General features: G+C 73.2%; 16 protein-coding genes. 7 read left to right on the top strand and 9 right to left on the bottom strand.

Annotation, left to right across the window (positions count from 1 at the left end):
- Positions 1-5: 5 nt before the first annotated feature.
- From IG88_RS0111955 to IG88_RS0111945, 3 genes are all read right to left on the bottom strand, one after another.
- Positions 6-1,205: a MalY/PatB family protein gene (locus IG88_RS0111955; protein WP_031038730.1), complete on the bottom strand. Its 1,200-nt coding sequence runs from the start codon at positions 1,203-1,205 to the stop codon at positions 6-8.
- A gap of 2 nt (positions 1,206-1,207) precedes the next feature.
- The gene (malX, locus tag IG88_RS0111950; protein WP_031038727.1) at positions 1,208-2,845 is read right to left on the bottom strand and encodes a maltose/glucose-specific PTS transporter subunit IIBC; all 1,638 of its coding nucleotides are present in this window, start codon (positions 2,843-2,845) and stop codon (positions 1,208-1,210) included.
- A gap of 659 nt (positions 2,846-3,504) precedes the next feature.
- The gene (locus IG88_RS0111945) at positions 3,505-4,128 is read right to left on the bottom strand and encodes a TetR/AcrR family transcriptional regulator (RefSeq protein WP_031038725.1); all 624 of its coding nucleotides are present in this window, start codon (positions 4,126-4,128) and stop codon (positions 3,505-3,507) included.
- Positions 4,129-4,212: 84 nt separating this feature from the next.
- Between IG88_RS0111945 and IG88_RS0111940 the strand changes: the two genes are divergently transcribed.
- Complete coding sequence (locus IG88_RS0111940) at positions 4,213-5,157, top strand: aldo/keto reductase (RefSeq protein ID WP_031038723.1); 945 nt, start codon at positions 4,213-4,215, stop codon at positions 5,155-5,157.
- Between the two features lie 28 nt (positions 5,158-5,185).
- Here the strand turns inward: IG88_RS0111940 and IG88_RS0111935 are convergent, their stop codons facing one another.
- The 3 genes from IG88_RS0111935 to IG88_RS0111925 form a co-directional block, all read right to left on the bottom strand.
- The gene (locus IG88_RS0111935; protein WP_031038719.1) at positions 5,186-5,719 is read right to left on the bottom strand and encodes a TetR/AcrR family transcriptional regulator; all 534 of its coding nucleotides are present in this window, start codon (positions 5,717-5,719) and stop codon (positions 5,186-5,188) included.
- 22 nt (positions 5,720-5,741) lie between these two features.
- Entirely contained in the window at positions 5,742-6,578 is an 837-nt protein-coding gene (locus tag IG88_RS0111930) for an alpha/beta fold hydrolase (protein ID WP_031038716.1), read from the bottom strand.
- 94 nt (positions 6,579-6,672) lie between these two features.
- On the bottom strand, positions 6,673-6,903 hold the full coding sequence (locus IG88_RS0111925) for a hypothetical protein (RefSeq protein ID WP_031038714.1): 231 nt from the start codon (positions 6,901-6,903) through the stop codon (positions 6,673-6,675).
- 228 nt (positions 6,904-7,131) lie between these two features.
- Here IG88_RS0111925 and IG88_RS0111920 point away from each other — a divergent pair, with 228 nt between their 5' ends.
- From IG88_RS0111920 to IG88_RS0111900, 5 genes are all read left to right on the top strand, one after another.
- The gene (locus tag IG88_RS0111920) at positions 7,132-8,064 is read left to right on the top strand and encodes a PmoA family protein (RefSeq protein WP_031038711.1); all 933 of its coding nucleotides are present in this window, start codon (positions 7,132-7,134) and stop codon (positions 8,062-8,064) included.
- A gap of 57 nt (positions 8,065-8,121) precedes the next feature.
- On the top strand, positions 8,122-9,138 hold the full coding sequence (locus IG88_RS0111915) for a homoserine dehydrogenase (protein WP_031038708.1): 1,017 nt from the start codon (positions 8,122-8,124) through the stop codon (positions 9,136-9,138).
- A gap of 161 nt (positions 9,139-9,299) precedes the next feature.
- Complete coding sequence (locus tag IG88_RS0111910) at positions 9,300-11,534, top strand: bifunctional glycosyltransferase/CDP-glycerol:glycerophosphate glycerophosphotransferase (protein WP_031038705.1); 2,235 nt, start codon at positions 9,300-9,302, stop codon at positions 11,532-11,534.
- A 102-nt stretch (positions 11,535-11,636) separates the two neighbouring features.
- Positions 11,637-12,383 carry a DUF1838 family protein gene (locus IG88_RS0111905; RefSeq protein ID WP_031038703.1) on the top strand — a complete coding sequence of 249 codons (747 nt, stop codon included), beginning with the start codon at positions 11,637-11,639 and terminating at the stop codon, positions 12,381-12,383.
- A 47-nt stretch (positions 12,384-12,430) separates the two neighbouring features.
- On the top strand, positions 12,431-13,021 hold the full coding sequence (locus tag IG88_RS0111900; RefSeq protein ID WP_031038700.1) for a DUF998 domain-containing protein: 591 nt from the start codon (positions 12,431-12,433) through the stop codon (positions 13,019-13,021).
- Between the two features lie 18 nt (positions 13,022-13,039).
- Here IG88_RS0111900 and IG88_RS0111895 read toward each other — a convergent pair whose 3' ends face one another.
- The gene (locus IG88_RS0111895; RefSeq protein WP_031038698.1) at positions 13,040-13,405 is read right to left on the bottom strand and encodes a hypothetical protein; all 366 of its coding nucleotides are present in this window, start codon (positions 13,403-13,405) and stop codon (positions 13,040-13,042) included.
- Between the two features lie 101 nt (positions 13,406-13,506).
- Between IG88_RS0111895 and sigJ the strand changes: the two genes are divergently transcribed.
- Positions 13,507-14,406, top strand: a complete 900-nt coding sequence (gene sigJ, locus IG88_RS0111890; protein WP_031038696.1) for an RNA polymerase sigma factor SigJ — start codon at positions 13,507-13,509, stop codon at positions 14,404-14,406.
- A gap of 12 nt (positions 14,407-14,418) precedes the next feature.
- Here sigJ and IG88_RS0111885 read toward each other — a convergent pair whose 3' ends face one another.
- Positions 14,419-14,802 carry a hypothetical protein gene (locus IG88_RS0111885; RefSeq protein WP_031038693.1) on the bottom strand — a complete coding sequence of 128 codons (384 nt, stop codon included), beginning with the start codon at positions 14,800-14,802 and terminating at the stop codon, positions 14,419-14,421.
- Positions 14,802-15,041: a hypothetical protein gene (locus IG88_RS0111880; protein WP_030401244.1), complete on the bottom strand. Its 240-nt coding sequence runs from the start codon at positions 15,039-15,041 to the stop codon at positions 14,802-14,804. Before IG88_RS0111880 ends, IG88_RS0111885 begins: the two co-directional genes overlap by 1 nt.
- Positions 15,042-15,235: the final 194 nt, after the last annotated feature.

Below are 15,235 nucleotides of genomic sequence, written 5' to 3'. Positions count from 1 at the left end.
CCCGGTCAGGGCCGCTCCGGGCCGCCCAGTCGCCGCAACGCCCGCACCAGGGCCGCGACACCGGCCTCGGCCTTCGACCGGGGGCAGCCGACGTTGAGCCGCACCCGGCCCGGGGACCCGTACGCCGACCCGGGCATGATCGCCACCTTCTCCACCCGCACCAGCTCGCGCTGCAACTCCTCGTCGTCGACGCCCAGCGGGCGCAGGTCGATCCAGGCCAGGTAACCCGCCTGCGGCGGCCGCCAGTCCAGGTGCGGGAACGCCTCGCGCAGGCGGCCGGCGACCAGCGCCAGGTTGCCCGCGAGGTAGCCCCGCAGCGCGTCCAGCCAGGGCGCTCCCTCGCGGTACGCCGCGATGTGGCCGACCAGCGACAGCACCGCGGGGGAGGAGAGCCCGTCCGCCTCCTTCAGCTCCCGCAGATACGCCTCGCGCGATTCCGGGTCGTTGATGATGCCGTAACTTCCGGTCAGTGCCGGGATGTTGAAGGACTTGGACGCCGAAGTCACCACGGCCCAGCGGCCGTCGCCGCCATGCCGGACCCAGGGCCGGTGGACGTGCGGGGCGTGCGCCAGGTCGGAGTGGATCTCGTCGCTGACGACCGCGACGTCGTAGCGCGCGCACAGCCGGGCCATCCGGTCCAGTTCACCGGCCGACCACACCCGGCCCGTGGGGTTGTGCGGCGAACACAGCAGCAGCACGGACGTGCCGGGCAGCGCCAGCAGCCGTTCCAGCTCCGCCCAGTCGTCCAGGGGGCAGGGGAGAAGCCGACGGCCGCTCGCCGCAACGGTCTTGGGGAACGCGTCGTACATCGGCGTGTGGGCGACGACGCCGTCGCCCGGCCGCGACCACAGGCGCAGCAACCGCGAGATCTGGTAGACGACGGAGGGCCCGTACACGACCGTTCCGGGGTCCACGTCCGTGCCGTGGCGCGACGCGTACCAGTGGACGACCGCCGAGAGGAAGTCGTCCTGGCGCCAGCGCGAATAGCCGAGCACCCCGTGCTCCAGCCGGCGGCGCAGTGCCGCCAGCACCTCCGGGGCGGTCTCGAAGTCCATGTCGGAGATGGTGAACGGCAGCAGGTCCGGCACGCCGAAACGGTCCTGGACGTAGTCCCACTGCGTGCACCAGGTGCCGTGCCGGTCCACGGGCCTGTCGAAGTCGTACGGCGTGGGCGTCGGCGCGGAGGGGGAGGAGCGCTCGGTCACGGTCAGCCCACCGGGAGCATCGTCGCGATGGCGTCCTTCACGGACTGGACCTGCGGGCCGACGACGACCTGCACGGTGTGCCCGTCGAGCTTGACGACACCCACCGCCCCGAGCTTCTTCAGCCGTGCCTCGTCGACCTGTCCGGCGTCGTCCACCGTCAACCGCAGGCGGGTGATGCAGTTGTCCAGCGTCCGGATGTTGCCCGCGCCGCCGAGCGCTTCGAGCATCGCGGCCGCGTCGTACCTGCCCGCGACCAGCTCGCGCGCGGGCTCGGGAGTCCCGCCGTCCGGCGTCCCGTCCGGGCGCTCGTTCCGCTCGTCGTCGTGCTCGGGAGCGTCCCCGTCCTCGGCGGGCGGGTCCTCGCGGCCGGGCGTCTTGAGGTCGAAGCGGGTGATGGCCCAGCGGAACAGGAAGTAGTACCCCGCGAACCACACCGCCGCGATCACCGGCACCAGATACCACTTGGTCGACGAGCCCTGGAGCACACCGAAGACGAGCCAGTCGATGACGTTGCCGTCCGTGTTGCCGATGAAGACGCCGAGGACGGCCGCCGTGAGGAAGCCGAGACCCACGAGGACCGCGTGGACGGCGTACAGCCACGGGGCGACGAAGAGGAACAGGAACTCCAGCGGCTCGGTGATGCCGCCGACCACGCAGGCGACCACGCCGGACACGAGCAGCGCCTTGATCTCCGGGCGCATCCGGCGGTTCGCGCAGTGGTACATCGCGAGCGCGGCACCCGGGAGTCCGCCCAGGTAGACGGCCATCTTGCCCTGGGAGAGGAAGTGCGTGGCATCCGTGACCGCGGCGTCGGGAGCGGCCGAGCAGTCCAGTTGGGCGTAGAACAGGTTCAGGGCGCCGGAGACGTGGTCGCCGCACACCGTTCCCGAACCGCCGACGTCCGTGAAGCGGAACATGGCGACGAGGATGTGGTGCAGGCCGATCGGGCGCAGCAGGACCTCGCCCATGCCGAAGAAGAACGGTCCGAAGACGCCGGTGTGCCCGATGCCGCGGCCGACGGCGTTGATCCAGCCGTTGAAGGTCGGCCACACCAGCGGTATGAGCAGTCCGAGCACGCTCAACACCAGGGCGGACACGATGGGGACGAAGCGCAGTCCGCCGAAGAAGGCCAGCGCGTCCGGCATCCGCTGGGTGCGAAAGCGCCGGTGGAGCAGGCTGACGACGACGCCGACGGCCACGGCGCCGAGCAGCCCGGTGTCGATGGACTGCACGCCCAGCACGTCGGCGATGCCGTAGTGCTCGACCGCCTTCTCGTCCTCGAAGTCGACGCCCCTGGCGGTGAGGTAGAAGTTCACCGCGAGGTTCATGGCGACGAAGCCGACGAAACCGGAGAAGGCGGCCACGCCCTTGTCCTCGCGGGCGAGACCGAGCGGGATCGCCATGGCGAACAGGACGGGCAGGAAGGTGAAGGCGACCAGACCCGTGTTGGCCATCCAGGTGAAGACGAGGTGGAAGCCCTCGCCCTTCAGGAAGGCAACGTTGTCAGTGACCGCGTCGCTGGACAGGGAGGAACCGATGCCCAGCATGATCCCGCAGAACGCGAGCAGGGCCACCGGGAGCATGAACGTCTTGCCGAGCCCCTGGAGGAATTCCCAGAGGGCGGCCTTGGTCTTGTGCATGTGTTCGGGTCTTTCGGGCCTGGGGGGACGGGCCCGTCCGCTCGCCGTGGCGAGGCGGGACGGGCCGGCGGGCGAACCGGCGGGCGAACCGGCGGCGGAGGCAGGTCGAGGGGGCGGCCCAAGCCGTACGCGCCGTCCGGGGGTCGCCCGGTGACCGCGCCGAACAGGGCCGTTCCGCCGCGGGGATCACATCACAGCGGGTCGCTGACTGTCCATGGCCGCCTCCATCGCGGCCCGCCACCGGCCGCCCGCCACCCGCCGCCCCCCCCCCCCCCGCCCCCCCCCCCCCCCGGCCCCCCCCCCGCCACTGCCGGCCACCGGCCGCTGGCTGCCCGCCACTGCTGGCTGCCCCCCACCGGCCGCTCGCTGCCCGCCACTGCTGGCTGCCCCCCACCGGCCGCCTGCCACCGCTGGCCGCCACCGGCCGTCGCTGGCCGCCCGCCGCTGCCCGCGGCACCGGCGCCCGGCGTGAGGCGGGCCGGCCGCGGGGCGGATCCGGCCGCACCCCTCCACTCGCGCCGGAAAGGCAGGCACCGATGCGACGTCTCCTCGCCCGATCACTCGCTTCCACGCCGACATCGCCGGCCAGCAGGCCCTCGCCGACATCGTCTCGCTCCCGATGCCGGCGGCGTCGGCCCGCCGGTGAGCCACCGCCCGGGTCATGAACTCCCGGGTGGGCGGAGGGCGTCGACGACGAGGTCGAGCAGGCGGCGGGTGCGCTCGGCCTCGTCGTCGGCGGCCGTCGACAGGAACACGCCGAGGAGCATCGCGGTGACGTCGTCGGGGGCCACGTCCGCCCGGAGGGTGCCCGCCCGCGCCCCCTCGGCGAGCATGGTGCCGATCGCGGCGGTGATGCGCTCGCGGGTGGCCGGCGTCGACAGGCGTCCCGAGGCCCAGGCGCTGTGGAGGGTGTTGAGCATGGAGCGCTTCGTCGCGACGAACGCCGCGTAGCGCTCCATCCACGCACGCAGGGCCCGGTCGGGGGGCAGTTCCCCCAACAGCTCGGCGGCGCCGGCCGTGACGTCGTCCAGTTCGGCGGCGTAGACGGCCTCCACCAGGGCCTCGCGGGTGGGGAAGTGGCGGTAGAGCGTGCCGATCCCGACCCCCGCCTCGCGGGCGATGCCGTCCAGGGGGACGGTGTCGTCCGCCGCCGTGAAGGCCGCCCGTGCGGCGGCGACGAGTTTCTCGCGATTGCGCCGTGCGTGGGCGCGCAACGGCCGTTCGGCGCCGGTGCCCCGGTCTGGCCGGTCCGCGGCGGCGTGCGGTTCCTGGTCGGGAGTCAAAGCGGAGGGTCCTCCGGTAGTGCTACAGTCGTAGAAGCGGAGGGTCCTCCGCTTCTGTCATCTTCTCACGAGGACGGACTTCCCATGACCTCGACCGGTTCCTCCTCCGCTTCCCGCGCCACCGGCTCCGGCACCCCTCGCCCCGGCGGGGCGGCACCGCTCGCCGGCCGCACCGTCTCGCGGATCGGCTACGGCGCCATGCAGCTCGAACGCCTGCACTCCGACCGCGCCGCCGCCGTCGCCCTCGTGCGCCGGGCGGTGGACCGCGGCGTCGACCACCTCGACACCGCACAGTTCTACGGCGACGGCTTCGTCAACGGGATCATCCGGGAGGCGCTCCGCCCCTCCGACGACGTGGTCGTCGTGAGCAAGGTCGGCGCCGACCCGGACCCCGGCGGCCCCCGGCCGCTGCGCCCCGCCCAGCGGCCGGAGGAACTGCGGGCGAGCGTCGAGGACAACCTCAGGAGCCTCGGCACGGACCGGATCACGGTCGTGAACCTGCGCCGCCTGGACGCCGGACCCGGCCTGCGTGCCGAAGGGGACCAGCGGGTGGACCTGGACGACCAGCTCGCCGAGCTGACACGGCTGCGCGACGAGGGCAAGATCGGCGCGATCGGTCTGAGCAGCGTGACCCCGGACGGACTGCGCCGGGCCCTTCCGGCGGGCGTCGTCTGCGTGCAGAACGCCTACAGCGTGGTGTGCCGCGACGACGAGGGCATGCTCGCGCTCTGCTCCGCCGAGGGCATCGCCTGGGTGCCGTACTTCCCGCTCGGCGGCGCCTTCCCCGCCATGCCCAAGGTCGTCGACGAACCCTCGGTGCGCACCGTCGCCGCGGAGCTCGGCGTGACGCCGGCCCAGGTGGGCCTCGCCTGGCTGCTCCACCACTCCCCGAACGTGCTGCTCATCCCGGGCACCGCCGACCCCGGCCACCTGGACGCGAACCTCGCCGTGGGCGGGATCGCCCTGGACGCGTCGTCCCTCGCGGCGCTCGACGCCGTGCCCAGCCGCTCCGCGGACATGCGGCTCTGAGCGGGGAACTCGCGCGGCACCGGCGGTGTCACAGGGTGCGCAGGCCCCGGTCCGCGAAGTCGACGAGCCACTCGAAGCTCTCGTCGACGTCGGTGCTCCACCGGAAGCCGTCCGAGGCCTGCAGTGTGGCGAAGCCGTGGAAGAGGCTGCGGAGCAGCCGCAGGGCGTGGTCCACGTCGCGGTCGGCGATGTCGTAACCGCGCAGGACCGCGTTGAACGCACCCAGCAGCCGCTGTCCCGCGGCGGCCAGGGGGTCCTGCGGCCCCGTCGGTTCCTGGCCGAGCGTCGCCGCGTACCGGCCGGGGTGGGCCAGGACGAAGGCCCGGAAGGCGCGCGCCGCGGCTGCCAGGGCGTCGCGGCCCGCGTACCCCTGGACCGCGCCGCCGACGGCGTCCGCGGCCTCCTGCAGCGCGAGGACCGCGATCCGCCGGACGAGGTCGTCCTGACCACCGACGTGCTTGTACAGGGACGGTGTGCGTACGCCGACCCGCTCGGCCAGCAGACCCATCGTCAGGCCGGCGAGGCCCACCTCGTCGGCCAGCGCGGCCCCGGCCGCCACCACGGCCGCCGGATCCAGGCCCGCCCTAGGCACGGGCGGCGTCCGAGTGCAGGAAGGCCAGCACGAGGGAGGCCACCTGGTCGGGGAACTGGTCGTGCGGGTAGTGACCGGCGCCCTCGATCATCTCCAGGCGTCCGAGGCCGGACGGCAGCGCCCCGACGACCGCCGCGCCCTCGGCGTACGGGTCCGCCCAGTCCGGGTCGAGGGTGCCCATCACGACCAGCACCGGGCAGCGCACGTGGGCGAGCTGTTCGCCCGCGTCGGTCGGTGCGCTGCGGCCCATGCCCTGCAGGGCCTTCATCCGGCCCGGCTCGCGCAGCCGGGACTCGACGAGGCCGATCCGCTCGTTCCAGTCGGCGGGCCTGACGCCCGGGTACGCCACGCCGAGGTACGCGCGCCACAGCCGCAGGCTGCCGAACAGGCCCGCGCCGAGGAGTCGCACCATGCCACGCCTGAACCGCCGCACCCGCAGGTCGCCCAGGCGCACCGACTGCTTGCGGGTGAACGGCGCCAGCTCCACGACCGCCGTGACCAGCGAAGGTTCCCGAGCCGCGGCGATGGTGGCGGCGCCGCCCGAGATGGAGTGGCCGACGAGTACGGCCGGGCCGCCCAGGTGCCGGACCAGGGCGAGCAGGTCACCGGCGAGGGCGGTGCGGCTCCACTCCGCCCAGTCGACGCCGGACTCGCCGCAGCCGCGCAGATCCACCGAGGCGACCCGGTGCCCGGCCGCCACCAGCAGCGGCACCACGGCGCGGTACGCGGCACGGCTGTCGCCCATGCCGTGGGCCAGCACGATCAGCGGGCCCGATCCCGTCACCTCGTACGCGATCGTGCCGCCGTCGACGGCGAGGTACTCGGTCATGTCGCACTCCCAGGGATGGCCGACGAGCTGGCTAACAGGATTAGCTCAAAGCTACTGTTGTTAGCCAAGACTGTCAACGGCCCGTCCCCGGCGCTCAGTCGGCCAGAGTGTGGCGTCCTGTCGCGCGCCGCACGGCCGACTCCACCTCGCGGTGCGGGAGTCCGGTCTCGGCGGCGTAGGCGGCGATGCCCCGGGCGAGGGCCGCGGTGGCGTCGGACCAGACGGCCAGGGCGACCGTGGCGTTCTCGCCCCTGTTGTTGCGGTAGCGGTCGTCCGCGGCCTCGACGGCACGCCTGAGTTCGATGAGTCGTCTCGGGATTTCCATGGTCGCAAAGCGTAGGGCGGCAGGGCGTGCGACCAGGTGTCTTGCCGAGCGGGAGTGCTCTCGGTGAGGGCAGTCGTCGTTGCCCCCGCCGGTGCCCGCGCGGCCCGGTGGTGCCACGGGCCGGGGAGCGGACCCGGCCGCGACGGGCTTGACCCCGCGGGTGCGCGCCGGTTAGAACGTGGGCACGCCAGGATGGTAAGCGGTTTCTACGAGCGAAGAGGACCACGCATGACGCTCTCACTCACCCATGTTCACGCAGACCGCGTCACCGTGGCCCACGGGGCGGCCGGGACCGCTCTGTTCTCCTACGTGTACCGCCCCGAGGCCGGCTGGGAGGCGCCCAAGCCGTACCTCCATCCGGTCCGGACCCTGTCCGGCGCGACCGTCACCGACTACCGGCCCAACGACCACCGCTGGCACAAGGGCCTGCAGTTGACCGCCTCCCACCTCTCCGGACAGAACCTGTGGGGCGGCAACACCTACGTCCACGGCCAGGGGTACCTCGCGCTGCCGGACCGGGTCGGCTCGATGGCCCACGCGGCCTTCGAGGAGGTCGGCGCCGAGGGGGACCGCGCCGTCATCGCCGAGAAGCTGACCTGGCACCCGCACGACGGTGACCTGTGGGCCGAGGAGGAGCGCCGGATCGAGGTCGGCGACATCGACCCGGACAGCGGCAGTTGGACCCTCACCTGGACGTCGGCGGTGACCAACCGGCGTGCCGAACCACTGCGGTTCGGCAGCCCGACCACCCACGGGCGCCCCGCCGCCGGATACACCGGGCTGTTCTGGCGCGGTCCGCGGGCCTTCCGCGGCGGCCGGGTCTTCACCGCCGACGGTGCCGGGTCCGACGAGGCCCCGGCGATGGGCTCCCAGTCCCCTTGGCTGGCCTATGTGGGCGAGCACGACGGACGGGACGGCCACGCCACGCTCGTCTTCGAACACGCCCCGTCCAACGACCACTTGGGAGAGAAGGGCACCCACCCGGCGCACTGGTTCGTGCGCAGCGAGCCCTTCGCCGCGGTGGCGCCCTCCTGGGCCTTCCACGAGGAACTGGTGCTGCCGCCCGGCGAGACACTGGCGCGGACCTACCGCGTGCTCGTCGCCGACGGCGCCTGGGACCGTGCGCGGGTCGCCGCGCACCTGGAGCGACTCGGGTGGTGAGCCGGGCGCGGGACGGCCAACCGGCCGCGGGCGGGGGTGTGACAGGATCACGGGTCCATGAGGGAAGCGACTGAAGCGGCCCGGGCCGCCGTGGTCCTCGCCGGGTACGGCCCGGTGGGGCAGGCGTTCGCCGACCGGCTGCGACGGGACTCGGCGGCGCTCGCCCACCGGCACGGCGTACGGCCGCAGGTCGTCGCCGTACGGGCGAGCGCGGCCCAGTGCGGCACGGGAACCGACGGGTCGGTGCCGCCGCGTCCGCAGTGGGGACCCGTGCGACCGCTGGACGAGACGTTCGAACGCACCGGCGCGCGCGTGTTCGTCCAGGCCGTCCCGTCCTCGCCCGGACTGCGGCAGCGCGCGGCGGAGGAAGCCGTCGCGGCACTGCGCCGGGGCATCCACGTGGTGACGGCCACCAAGAGCCACCTGCTGACCCACTGGCGGGAACTGGCCGAGGCCGCCCGGGTGGGCGGCGGCATGATCAGGATCTCCGGGGCCACCGGCGCGGCCCTCCCGGCGGGCGACCTGGCGCGCACCTCCCTGCGCGGCCTGGGCTGCCGGACGATCCGCGCCTGTCCCAACGGCACCGTCACCTTCGTGCTCGACCGCCTAGCCGAAGGCGGCACGCTGGCCGACGCGGTCCGCGCCGCGCAACTGCGGGGCATCGCCGAGGCGGACCCCTCGGCGGACCTCTCGGGCGAGGACGCCGCCATCAAGGTGCGCCTGCTGGCCGCGCTGGTCTGGGGCTGGGACCCGGCGGAGGTACGGGTGCGGGCCGAGCCGGTCGACGCGGACACCGCGGGCCGGGCCCGGGACGCCGCTGCCCGGTCCCGCCGGCTGCGGGCGGTCGCCGGAGCCGCGGCGGACGAACCCGGCGTCGTGCGCGTACGGCTGGTGGAGACGGAGCCCGGCGATCCGCTGCACGCGCTGGCCGGACCCGAGAAGGCCGTGGTCTTCGGCTGCCCCGACGCGGGCGACGTGACCGTGAGCGGCGGCCGGTCGAGCCCGGTGGGAGCGGCGCTGGCCCTGGTGAAGGACACCGTCGAGGTGACGGCCCCGCGCACCGGCTTCCAGTGAGGCACGGGCCCGGCGGCCGGGAACGACGGCCACCGGGCCACCGGGCCACCGGGTCACCGGGTCTTCCGGGCACAGGCACAGCAGGCGTACAACGTTTCGAAAGCGTTGCGAGTCTCCCTGTTCGGTCACGCTCAATCCACGCTTCACCTGGAGTTGTCCGCATGCCTCGGTTCAGCATTGTCATTCCGGTGTTCAGGGTGCAGGGGTACCTTCGCGAGTGCCTGGACTCGGTTGTCGGACAGTCGTACCGGGACCTCGAGGTGATCGCCGTGGACGACTGCTCACCGGACTCCTGCGGCGCGATCATCGACGAGTACGCCGCCCGCGACGCCCGCGTCAAGGCCGTGCACCTGCCGGAGAACGTCGGACTGGGCCGGGCGCGCAACGCCGGTCTCCGGCACGCGCGGGGCGACTACGTCCTGTTCCTCGACAGCGACGACACCTACACCCCCGGCCTCCTGGAGGCGCTGGCCGGCCGGCTCGACGCCGTGGGGGAGCTGGACATCCTCGTCTTCGACCACGTGCGCACCTACTGGTGGGGCAGGGGAGGCCGCAGCCAGGCCGCGAACCTGTTCGAGAAGGCGGGCACGGACGTCTTCCGCCTCCAGGACCGGCCGGAGTACGTGGAACTCTTCCTGGTGGCCTGGAACAAGGCGTTCCGCCGCGAGTTCTTCCTCGAACAGGGCCTCCAGTACGCCCCCGGCCTGTACGAGGACGCGCCGGTCACCCACATGGCGATGGTCACGGCCGAGCGCATCGGCTGCCTCAACCGCGTCGGTGTCGAGTACCGCCAGCGCCGCCAGGGCGCGATCACGAAGACGCCGGGGCGCAAGCACTTCGACATCTTCACGCAGTACGAGGGGCTGTTCGCCTTCCTCGCCGAGCGGCCCGAGCTGGCCTGGGCCACCCCCATGCTCTTCGAACGCGCCGTGTTCCACATGCTGTTCGCGCTCAAGCGCCCCGAGCGGGTCCGGGTCGCCGACCGCAAGGAGTTCTTCGAGCGCATCGCCGACTTCTACGCCGCCCACGTCCCGGACGGCTTCACGGTGCCCGACGGGCCGAACGGGGTGTACATGCGGGCCGTGGCCAAGCGGCTCTACCGCGCCTACCAGGCCACCCGGTTCGCGGCCCGCGCCAGGACGGCGGGCCCCACCAGGGTGCTCAAGGCCAAGACCAAGGTCGGCAGACGGGCCTACGCGGGCCTGTACACCCTCCAGCGCAGACGTTCTCCCGACCCCCGCCTCGCCGTCTACACCTCGTACTGGGACCGGCTGCCGTCCTGCAACCCGCTCGCCGTCTACGAGAAGGCCAGGGAACTCGTCCCCGACGTGCACGGCGTCTGGGTGGTGCGCAAGGAAGTGGCCGGGCAGGTGCCCGAGGGCATCGACCACGTGGTGCGCGGCTCGCGCCGCTACTGGGAAGTGATGGCCCGCGCACGGTACTTCGTCAACAACGTCAACTTCCCCGACCACATCGTCAAGCGCCCCGGACAGCTCCACCTCCAGACCCACCACGGAACGCCGCTCAAGCGCATGGGCCTCGACCAGCGGGTCTACCCCGCGGCGGCCCGGGGCATGGACTTCGACCGCCTCCTGGACCGCGTGGACCGCTGGGACGTCAGCGTCTCCTCCAACCCGCACTCCACCAAGCAGTGGGAGCGCGTCTACCCCGGCTCCTACACCTCCCTCGACGCGGGCTATCCGCGCAACGACCGCTTCTACAACGCCGATGCCGAGGAGGTCGCCGCCGTCCGCGCCCGGCTCGGCATAGCCCCGGGCCGGACCGCGCTGCTGTACGCGCCGACCCACCGGGACTACCGGACGGACTGGGCCCCTTCCTTCGACCTGGCCCGCCTGGCCGGGGCCCTGGGCGACGACTTCGTCCTGCTGGTGCGCACCCACTACTTCTACGACCGCAGTCCGGAGCTGAGCGACCTCGCCGCCCGGGGCGCGGTCATCGACGTGTCCGGCCACCCCTCGGTCGAGGACCTCTGCCTGGCCGCCGACGCGCTCGTCGCCGACTACTCGTCCCTCATCTTCGACTACGCCAACCTCGACCGGCCCATCGTGATCCACGCCGACGACTGGGAGATCTACTCCCAGGTCCGCGGCGTCACCTTCGACCTCCTCTCCGGCCGCCCCGGCGACACCCCGGGCGCCGTCGCCACCAGCGAGGACGAGCTCATCGACACCTTCCGCAGCGGCCGGTGGCGCGACACCGAGACCGCCGGCCTGCGCGCGGCCTTCCGCGAGCGCTTCTGCCCGTACGACGACGGGCACGCCGCGGAGCGCGTGGTGCGCCACTTCTTCCTCGGCCAGGAGGACGGGCCCGGGATCGTCCCGCTCGCGCAGCGCACCCCGGCCCCCGCCCCCGCCGCGGCACCGGCCCTCGGCTGACCGCGACCCGACGCGCCCCGGAACGGTTGGTTCCGGCCGATTCCGGGGCGGTGCGCGGCGTTTCCGGCCCGGCGCGGACGCCGGACGCGCAGAGTGGTTCCCATGACGACACCCGCGCAGTCGCTCCGCTCCCTCGCCCGCACCCGGGCCTCCCTGGACGGTGAGGAGGTCACCTACTGGTGGTCCGGAAGCGTGTACTCCTGGGCGCCGGACGAGCCCTACGAGCGCCTCTTCGGCTTCGAGGGCGTCAACGTCGCCCGCCTGGTCCACGACGCCGAGGACGGCCCGGACTCCTACCGGCTGCTCGGCCGCGAGGCCGCCTTCTACCTCGACCCGGTCACCGGCGAGATCCTGGAGACCTGGCGGGACCTGCCGGTGGTGCACGTCTGGAACGACCCGGCGAACCAGAAGTGGCGCCCCTTCCCGGTGCCGACGACCGACCTCGGCGGGCAGGTCTGCTTCAGCCTGGAGATCCCGCTCTCCTACCCCTCGCCCCTGCCGCCGGCCCAGTACCCCCTGCACTCGGCCGGCGACACGTACCGGGCGCTCGAACTCTTCCAGTTCTTCGCCCACCGCGCGGACCTGGACGGGCCGGCGCCCGGCGTCCCGGCCACCATGTCGTGGACCAGGATGTCGCCGTGGCTCCCGTGGATGGCCCCCGGCGGGCGGCCCGGCGGCCTCACCTACCACTGCCGGGGCCGCAAGCTCGGGGCCTACACCGAGGTCCCCGCGCGCACCCGCGCCCACATCGCCGACCACCACCCGGAATTCGCCCGGGCCCCGGAGCGGTGGAGCGAGCCGAACGAGACGAGCTGGACGTACTTCCGCAGGCTCAACCCGCCCGCGTGAGGAGCGTGCGCCCGGCCGTGCACCGATGAGCGTCTTATGGTGTCTTGATGCGATACGTCCCCAGGTGGGTCCTGTTGTCGTCGGGATGCGCGCCCGTCCTGCTGATCGCGGGCTGGACGGGCGCGGCGCGGCTCGAAGGCTCCTCCTACGACCCGGTCACCCAGACGATCAGCGTCCTGGGGTCCTACGGTGCCGCCGGGTTCTGGGTGATGACGGCCGGGTTCCTGGCGCTGGGCGTCTGCCATCTGCTGACCGCGTGGGGGCTGCGGGTGGCCGCCCTCGCCGGACGGCTCGCCCTGGGCGGCGGCGGCCTCGCCGCGCTCGTCCTGGTGGCGCTCCCCGCGCCCGGCAGCGGAGGCTCCCTGCGGCACGGGGCCGTGGTGGTGGCCGGGTTCACGCTCCTCGCGGTGTGGCCCGTGCTGGCCGCCAACGGCGGACCGGCCGCTCCCTGGGCGCTGCGCCTGGCGCCCTCGCTCCTCGCGACGGCCCTGATGGCCGCCGGCGGCGTGTGGTTCCTGGTCGAGATGCAGGGACACGGCCGCGCCGGGGTCGCCGAACGCGTCGTCACCTCCTTCCAGTCGGTGTGGCCCTTCGTGGTGGCCGCCTCCTGCCTCCGCCACGCCCGCCGACAGGCCTGACACCCGTCCCGTGAACCCTCAGCGCCGCGCCAGGACCAGCACGCTCAGCCCGAACATCAGGACGCCCAGGGGAAGATGGACCGACGGGACGTGCGCGATGCCGAGCACCACCTGGACCGAGGCGAGGGCCAGGAAGCCGCATGACTGCCACACGGGCGCGACCGGCCCGCCGCCCGGCTTCCACGCCAGTACCGCCGCGAGCACGTACAGCATCGACGCCCCGTACATCACCCGCGCTCCGGCACTGTGCAGCGTCTCTCCGTAGGACGCGGTCAGCAGCAGCCCGGCGGAGACGGCCTGGAGGAAGATGGTGAGTGTCTGCAGGGCCATCGCGGTCCGCAGGAACGAGAAGCGGCGCCGTGCCGCCACCTGAGTCGCCGTCATGCCGGGGTCCCCCATTTCCGCCCCGCGGGGCAGTGGTCGATACGCTCTCACCAGCCCGACGACGCGGGCCTGCGAAAGGTAAGGCGAGGAGGCGGTCGGGCATGGGCACGGCGGGGGCGGATGCCGACGCGGCAGCCGGTGAACGGCGCCAACTGATCAACGTCGCCTACCGGTTGCTCGGCTCGCTGGCCGAGGCCGAGGACGCCGTGCAGGAGGCGTACGCGCGGTGGTACGCGTTGCCGCGCGCACAGCGCGACGTGATCGTGTCCCCCGGCGCCTGGCTGACGACGGTGACCGGCCGCGTCTGCCTCGACGTGCTCGGCTCCGCGCGGGCCCGGCGCGAACGCTACGTCGGCGCCTGGCTGCCCGAACCGCTGCCCGACCACGCCGGGCGGGACCACGGCCCCGGCACCGATCCCGCCGACCAGATGGTCCTGGACGAATCGGTGTCCATGGCCTTCCTCGTCGTCATGGAGTCGATGACCCCCGCCGAGCGGGTGGCGTTCGTGCTGCACGACGTCTTCCGCTACCCCTTCGCCGAGATCGCCGGCGTCCTCGGGCGGACCCCCGCGGCCTGCAAGCAGCTCGCGGCGTCGGCCCGGCGGCGGGTGCGTGCCGCGCGGGCGCCGGCGACGGCACGGGCCGTGCGGGCCGAGGTCGTGCGGCAGGTCAAGGAGGCGTGGCAGACCAGGGACATCGCGGCGCTGGTGGACCTGCTCGACCCGGCGGCCGTCATGACCGCCGACGGAGGGGGCGGGGCCGGTGCCGCGCTGCGCCCGGTCGAGGGCGGTGCGCGCATCGCCCGGTACATGGCGGCCATGGCGGAAAGGGCCCCGGGACTCGAACTCCTGGAGCGGTCGGTCAACGGCACGCCGGGCCTGGTGGCCCGGCGGGACGGCGCCGTGACGACCGTGGCCGCGTTCGAGGTGGCCGGGGGCCGTGTCACCCGCATCTGGGCGGTCCGCAATCCCGAGAAGCTGCGGCCGTGGGGCCGGGCGTGACCGCCGCTTCGGTCAGATGCGCCAGGAACGGAGCGCCTCGGCGACGTCGTAGATGCTCAGCCGGGTCTCCCGGACCTTCTTGATCAGATCGGACAGCGCTCCGTAGGGAGGGTCGATTCCCTCGCCGGACTGGTCCATGTACTGACCGGTGACGAAGGCCGCGAAGAGGCTGTTGCGGTGGGGCAGCGGTTCGAGGCGCACGATGGTGTGCAGCAGGGCCGCCGCCCGCCAGGCGCTGTCGGGGTTGGAGGCGGCCAGCGTCGGCATCCGCGTCCTGTGCCGTGCCGCGGCCGCGACCAGGGCCGAGTAGTCCGTGACCGACACGTCCTCGGTGCCGAGGGCGGCGTCCTGGACGTCCAGGAGCCACGGGACGTCGATGTACAGGGGTTCGCTCATCAGGCGGCGCTGGCTCCCTCGCCGCGCTGGGACGGCGGGATCTCGTCCGGGAAGGCCTCGTCGAACTCGGCGCGCAGCCGGTCCGCCCACGAGGCGGCGCCGGCGACGAACCGCTTGCGCTGCATCTCGCGGACACCGAGGTCGTGCATGTACTGCTTGAGGCTCTTGCCCTCGGCCGCCGCGGCCGCGCGCACGCCTTCCATTTCTTCCTCGGTGAAGGTCACGTTCAGTGATGGCATACGGGCATGGTACCTAGTCGGTACCTGATGTGCGACCCGCCCGTGGCGGAGGCCCGCCCGGCCGCCTCGGCACCCGGTCGCCGATCTTCTTCGCGAACGGTCGTAAACAACTGTCAAAGGCGTACAACCCCCCAAGGGGTGCAAAGGTCTCAACAGGTGGCTTCAGCAACACCATGGCGAAGCCGGGCGATTCA

The sequence above is a fragment of the Streptomyces sp. NRRL F-5650 genome, assembly GCF_000721365.1.
GTDB lineage: Bacteria > Actinomycetota > Actinomycetes > Streptomycetales > Streptomycetaceae > Streptomyces > Streptomyces ardesiacus.
This window is presented reverse-complemented; position numbering and strand designations above follow the sequence as displayed.

What these genes read in the sequence shown, in the direction of transcription:
- IG88_RS0111910 (WP_031038705.1), top strand. Translation starts at nt 9,300, where the DNA reads ATGCCTCGGTTCAGCATTGTCATTCCGGTGTTCAGGGTGCAGGGGTAC.
- IG88_RS0111930 (WP_031038716.1), bottom strand. Translation starts at nt 6,578, where the DNA reads ATGACCGAGTACCTCGCCGTCGACGGCGGCACGATCGCGTACGAGGTG.
- IG88_RS0111885 (WP_031038693.1), bottom strand. Translation starts at nt 14,802, where the DNA reads ATGAGCGAACCCCTGTACATCGACGTCCCGTGGCTCCTGGACGTCCAG.
- IG88_RS0111920 (WP_031038711.1), top strand. Translation starts at nt 7,132, where the DNA reads ATGACGCTCTCACTCACCCATGTTCACGCAGACCGCGTCACCGTGGCC.
- IG88_RS0111925 (WP_031038714.1), bottom strand. Translation starts at nt 6,903, where the DNA reads ATGGAAATCCCGAGACGACTCATCGAACTCAGGCGTGCCGTCGAGGCC.
- IG88_RS0111905 (WP_031038703.1), top strand. Translation starts at nt 11,637, where the DNA reads ATGACGACACCCGCGCAGTCGCTCCGCTCCCTCGCCCGCACCCGGGCC.
- IG88_RS0111915 (WP_031038708.1), top strand. Translation starts at nt 8,122, where the DNA reads ATGAGGGAAGCGACTGAAGCGGCCCGGGCCGCCGTGGTCCTCGCCGGG.
- malX (WP_031038727.1), bottom strand. Translation starts at nt 2,845, where the DNA reads ATGCACAAGACCAAGGCCGCCCTCTGGGAATTCCTCCAGGGGCTCGGC.
- IG88_RS0111880 (WP_030401244.1), bottom strand. Translation starts at nt 15,041, where the DNA reads ATGCCATCACTGAACGTGACCTTCACCGAGGAAGAAATGGAAGGCGTG.
- IG88_RS0111900 (WP_031038700.1), top strand. Translation starts at nt 12,431, where the DNA reads ATGCGATACGTCCCCAGGTGGGTCCTGTTGTCGTCGGGATGCGCGCCC.
- IG88_RS0111895 (WP_031038698.1), bottom strand. Translation starts at nt 13,405, where the DNA reads ATGACGGCGACTCAGGTGGCGGCACGGCGCCGCTTCTCGTTCCTGCGG.
- sigJ (WP_031038696.1), top strand. Translation starts at nt 13,507, where the DNA reads ATGGGCACGGCGGGGGCGGATGCCGACGCGGCAGCCGGTGAACGGCGC.
- IG88_RS0111940 (WP_031038723.1), top strand. Translation starts at nt 4,213, where the DNA reads ATGACCTCGACCGGTTCCTCCTCCGCTTCCCGCGCCACCGGCTCCGGC.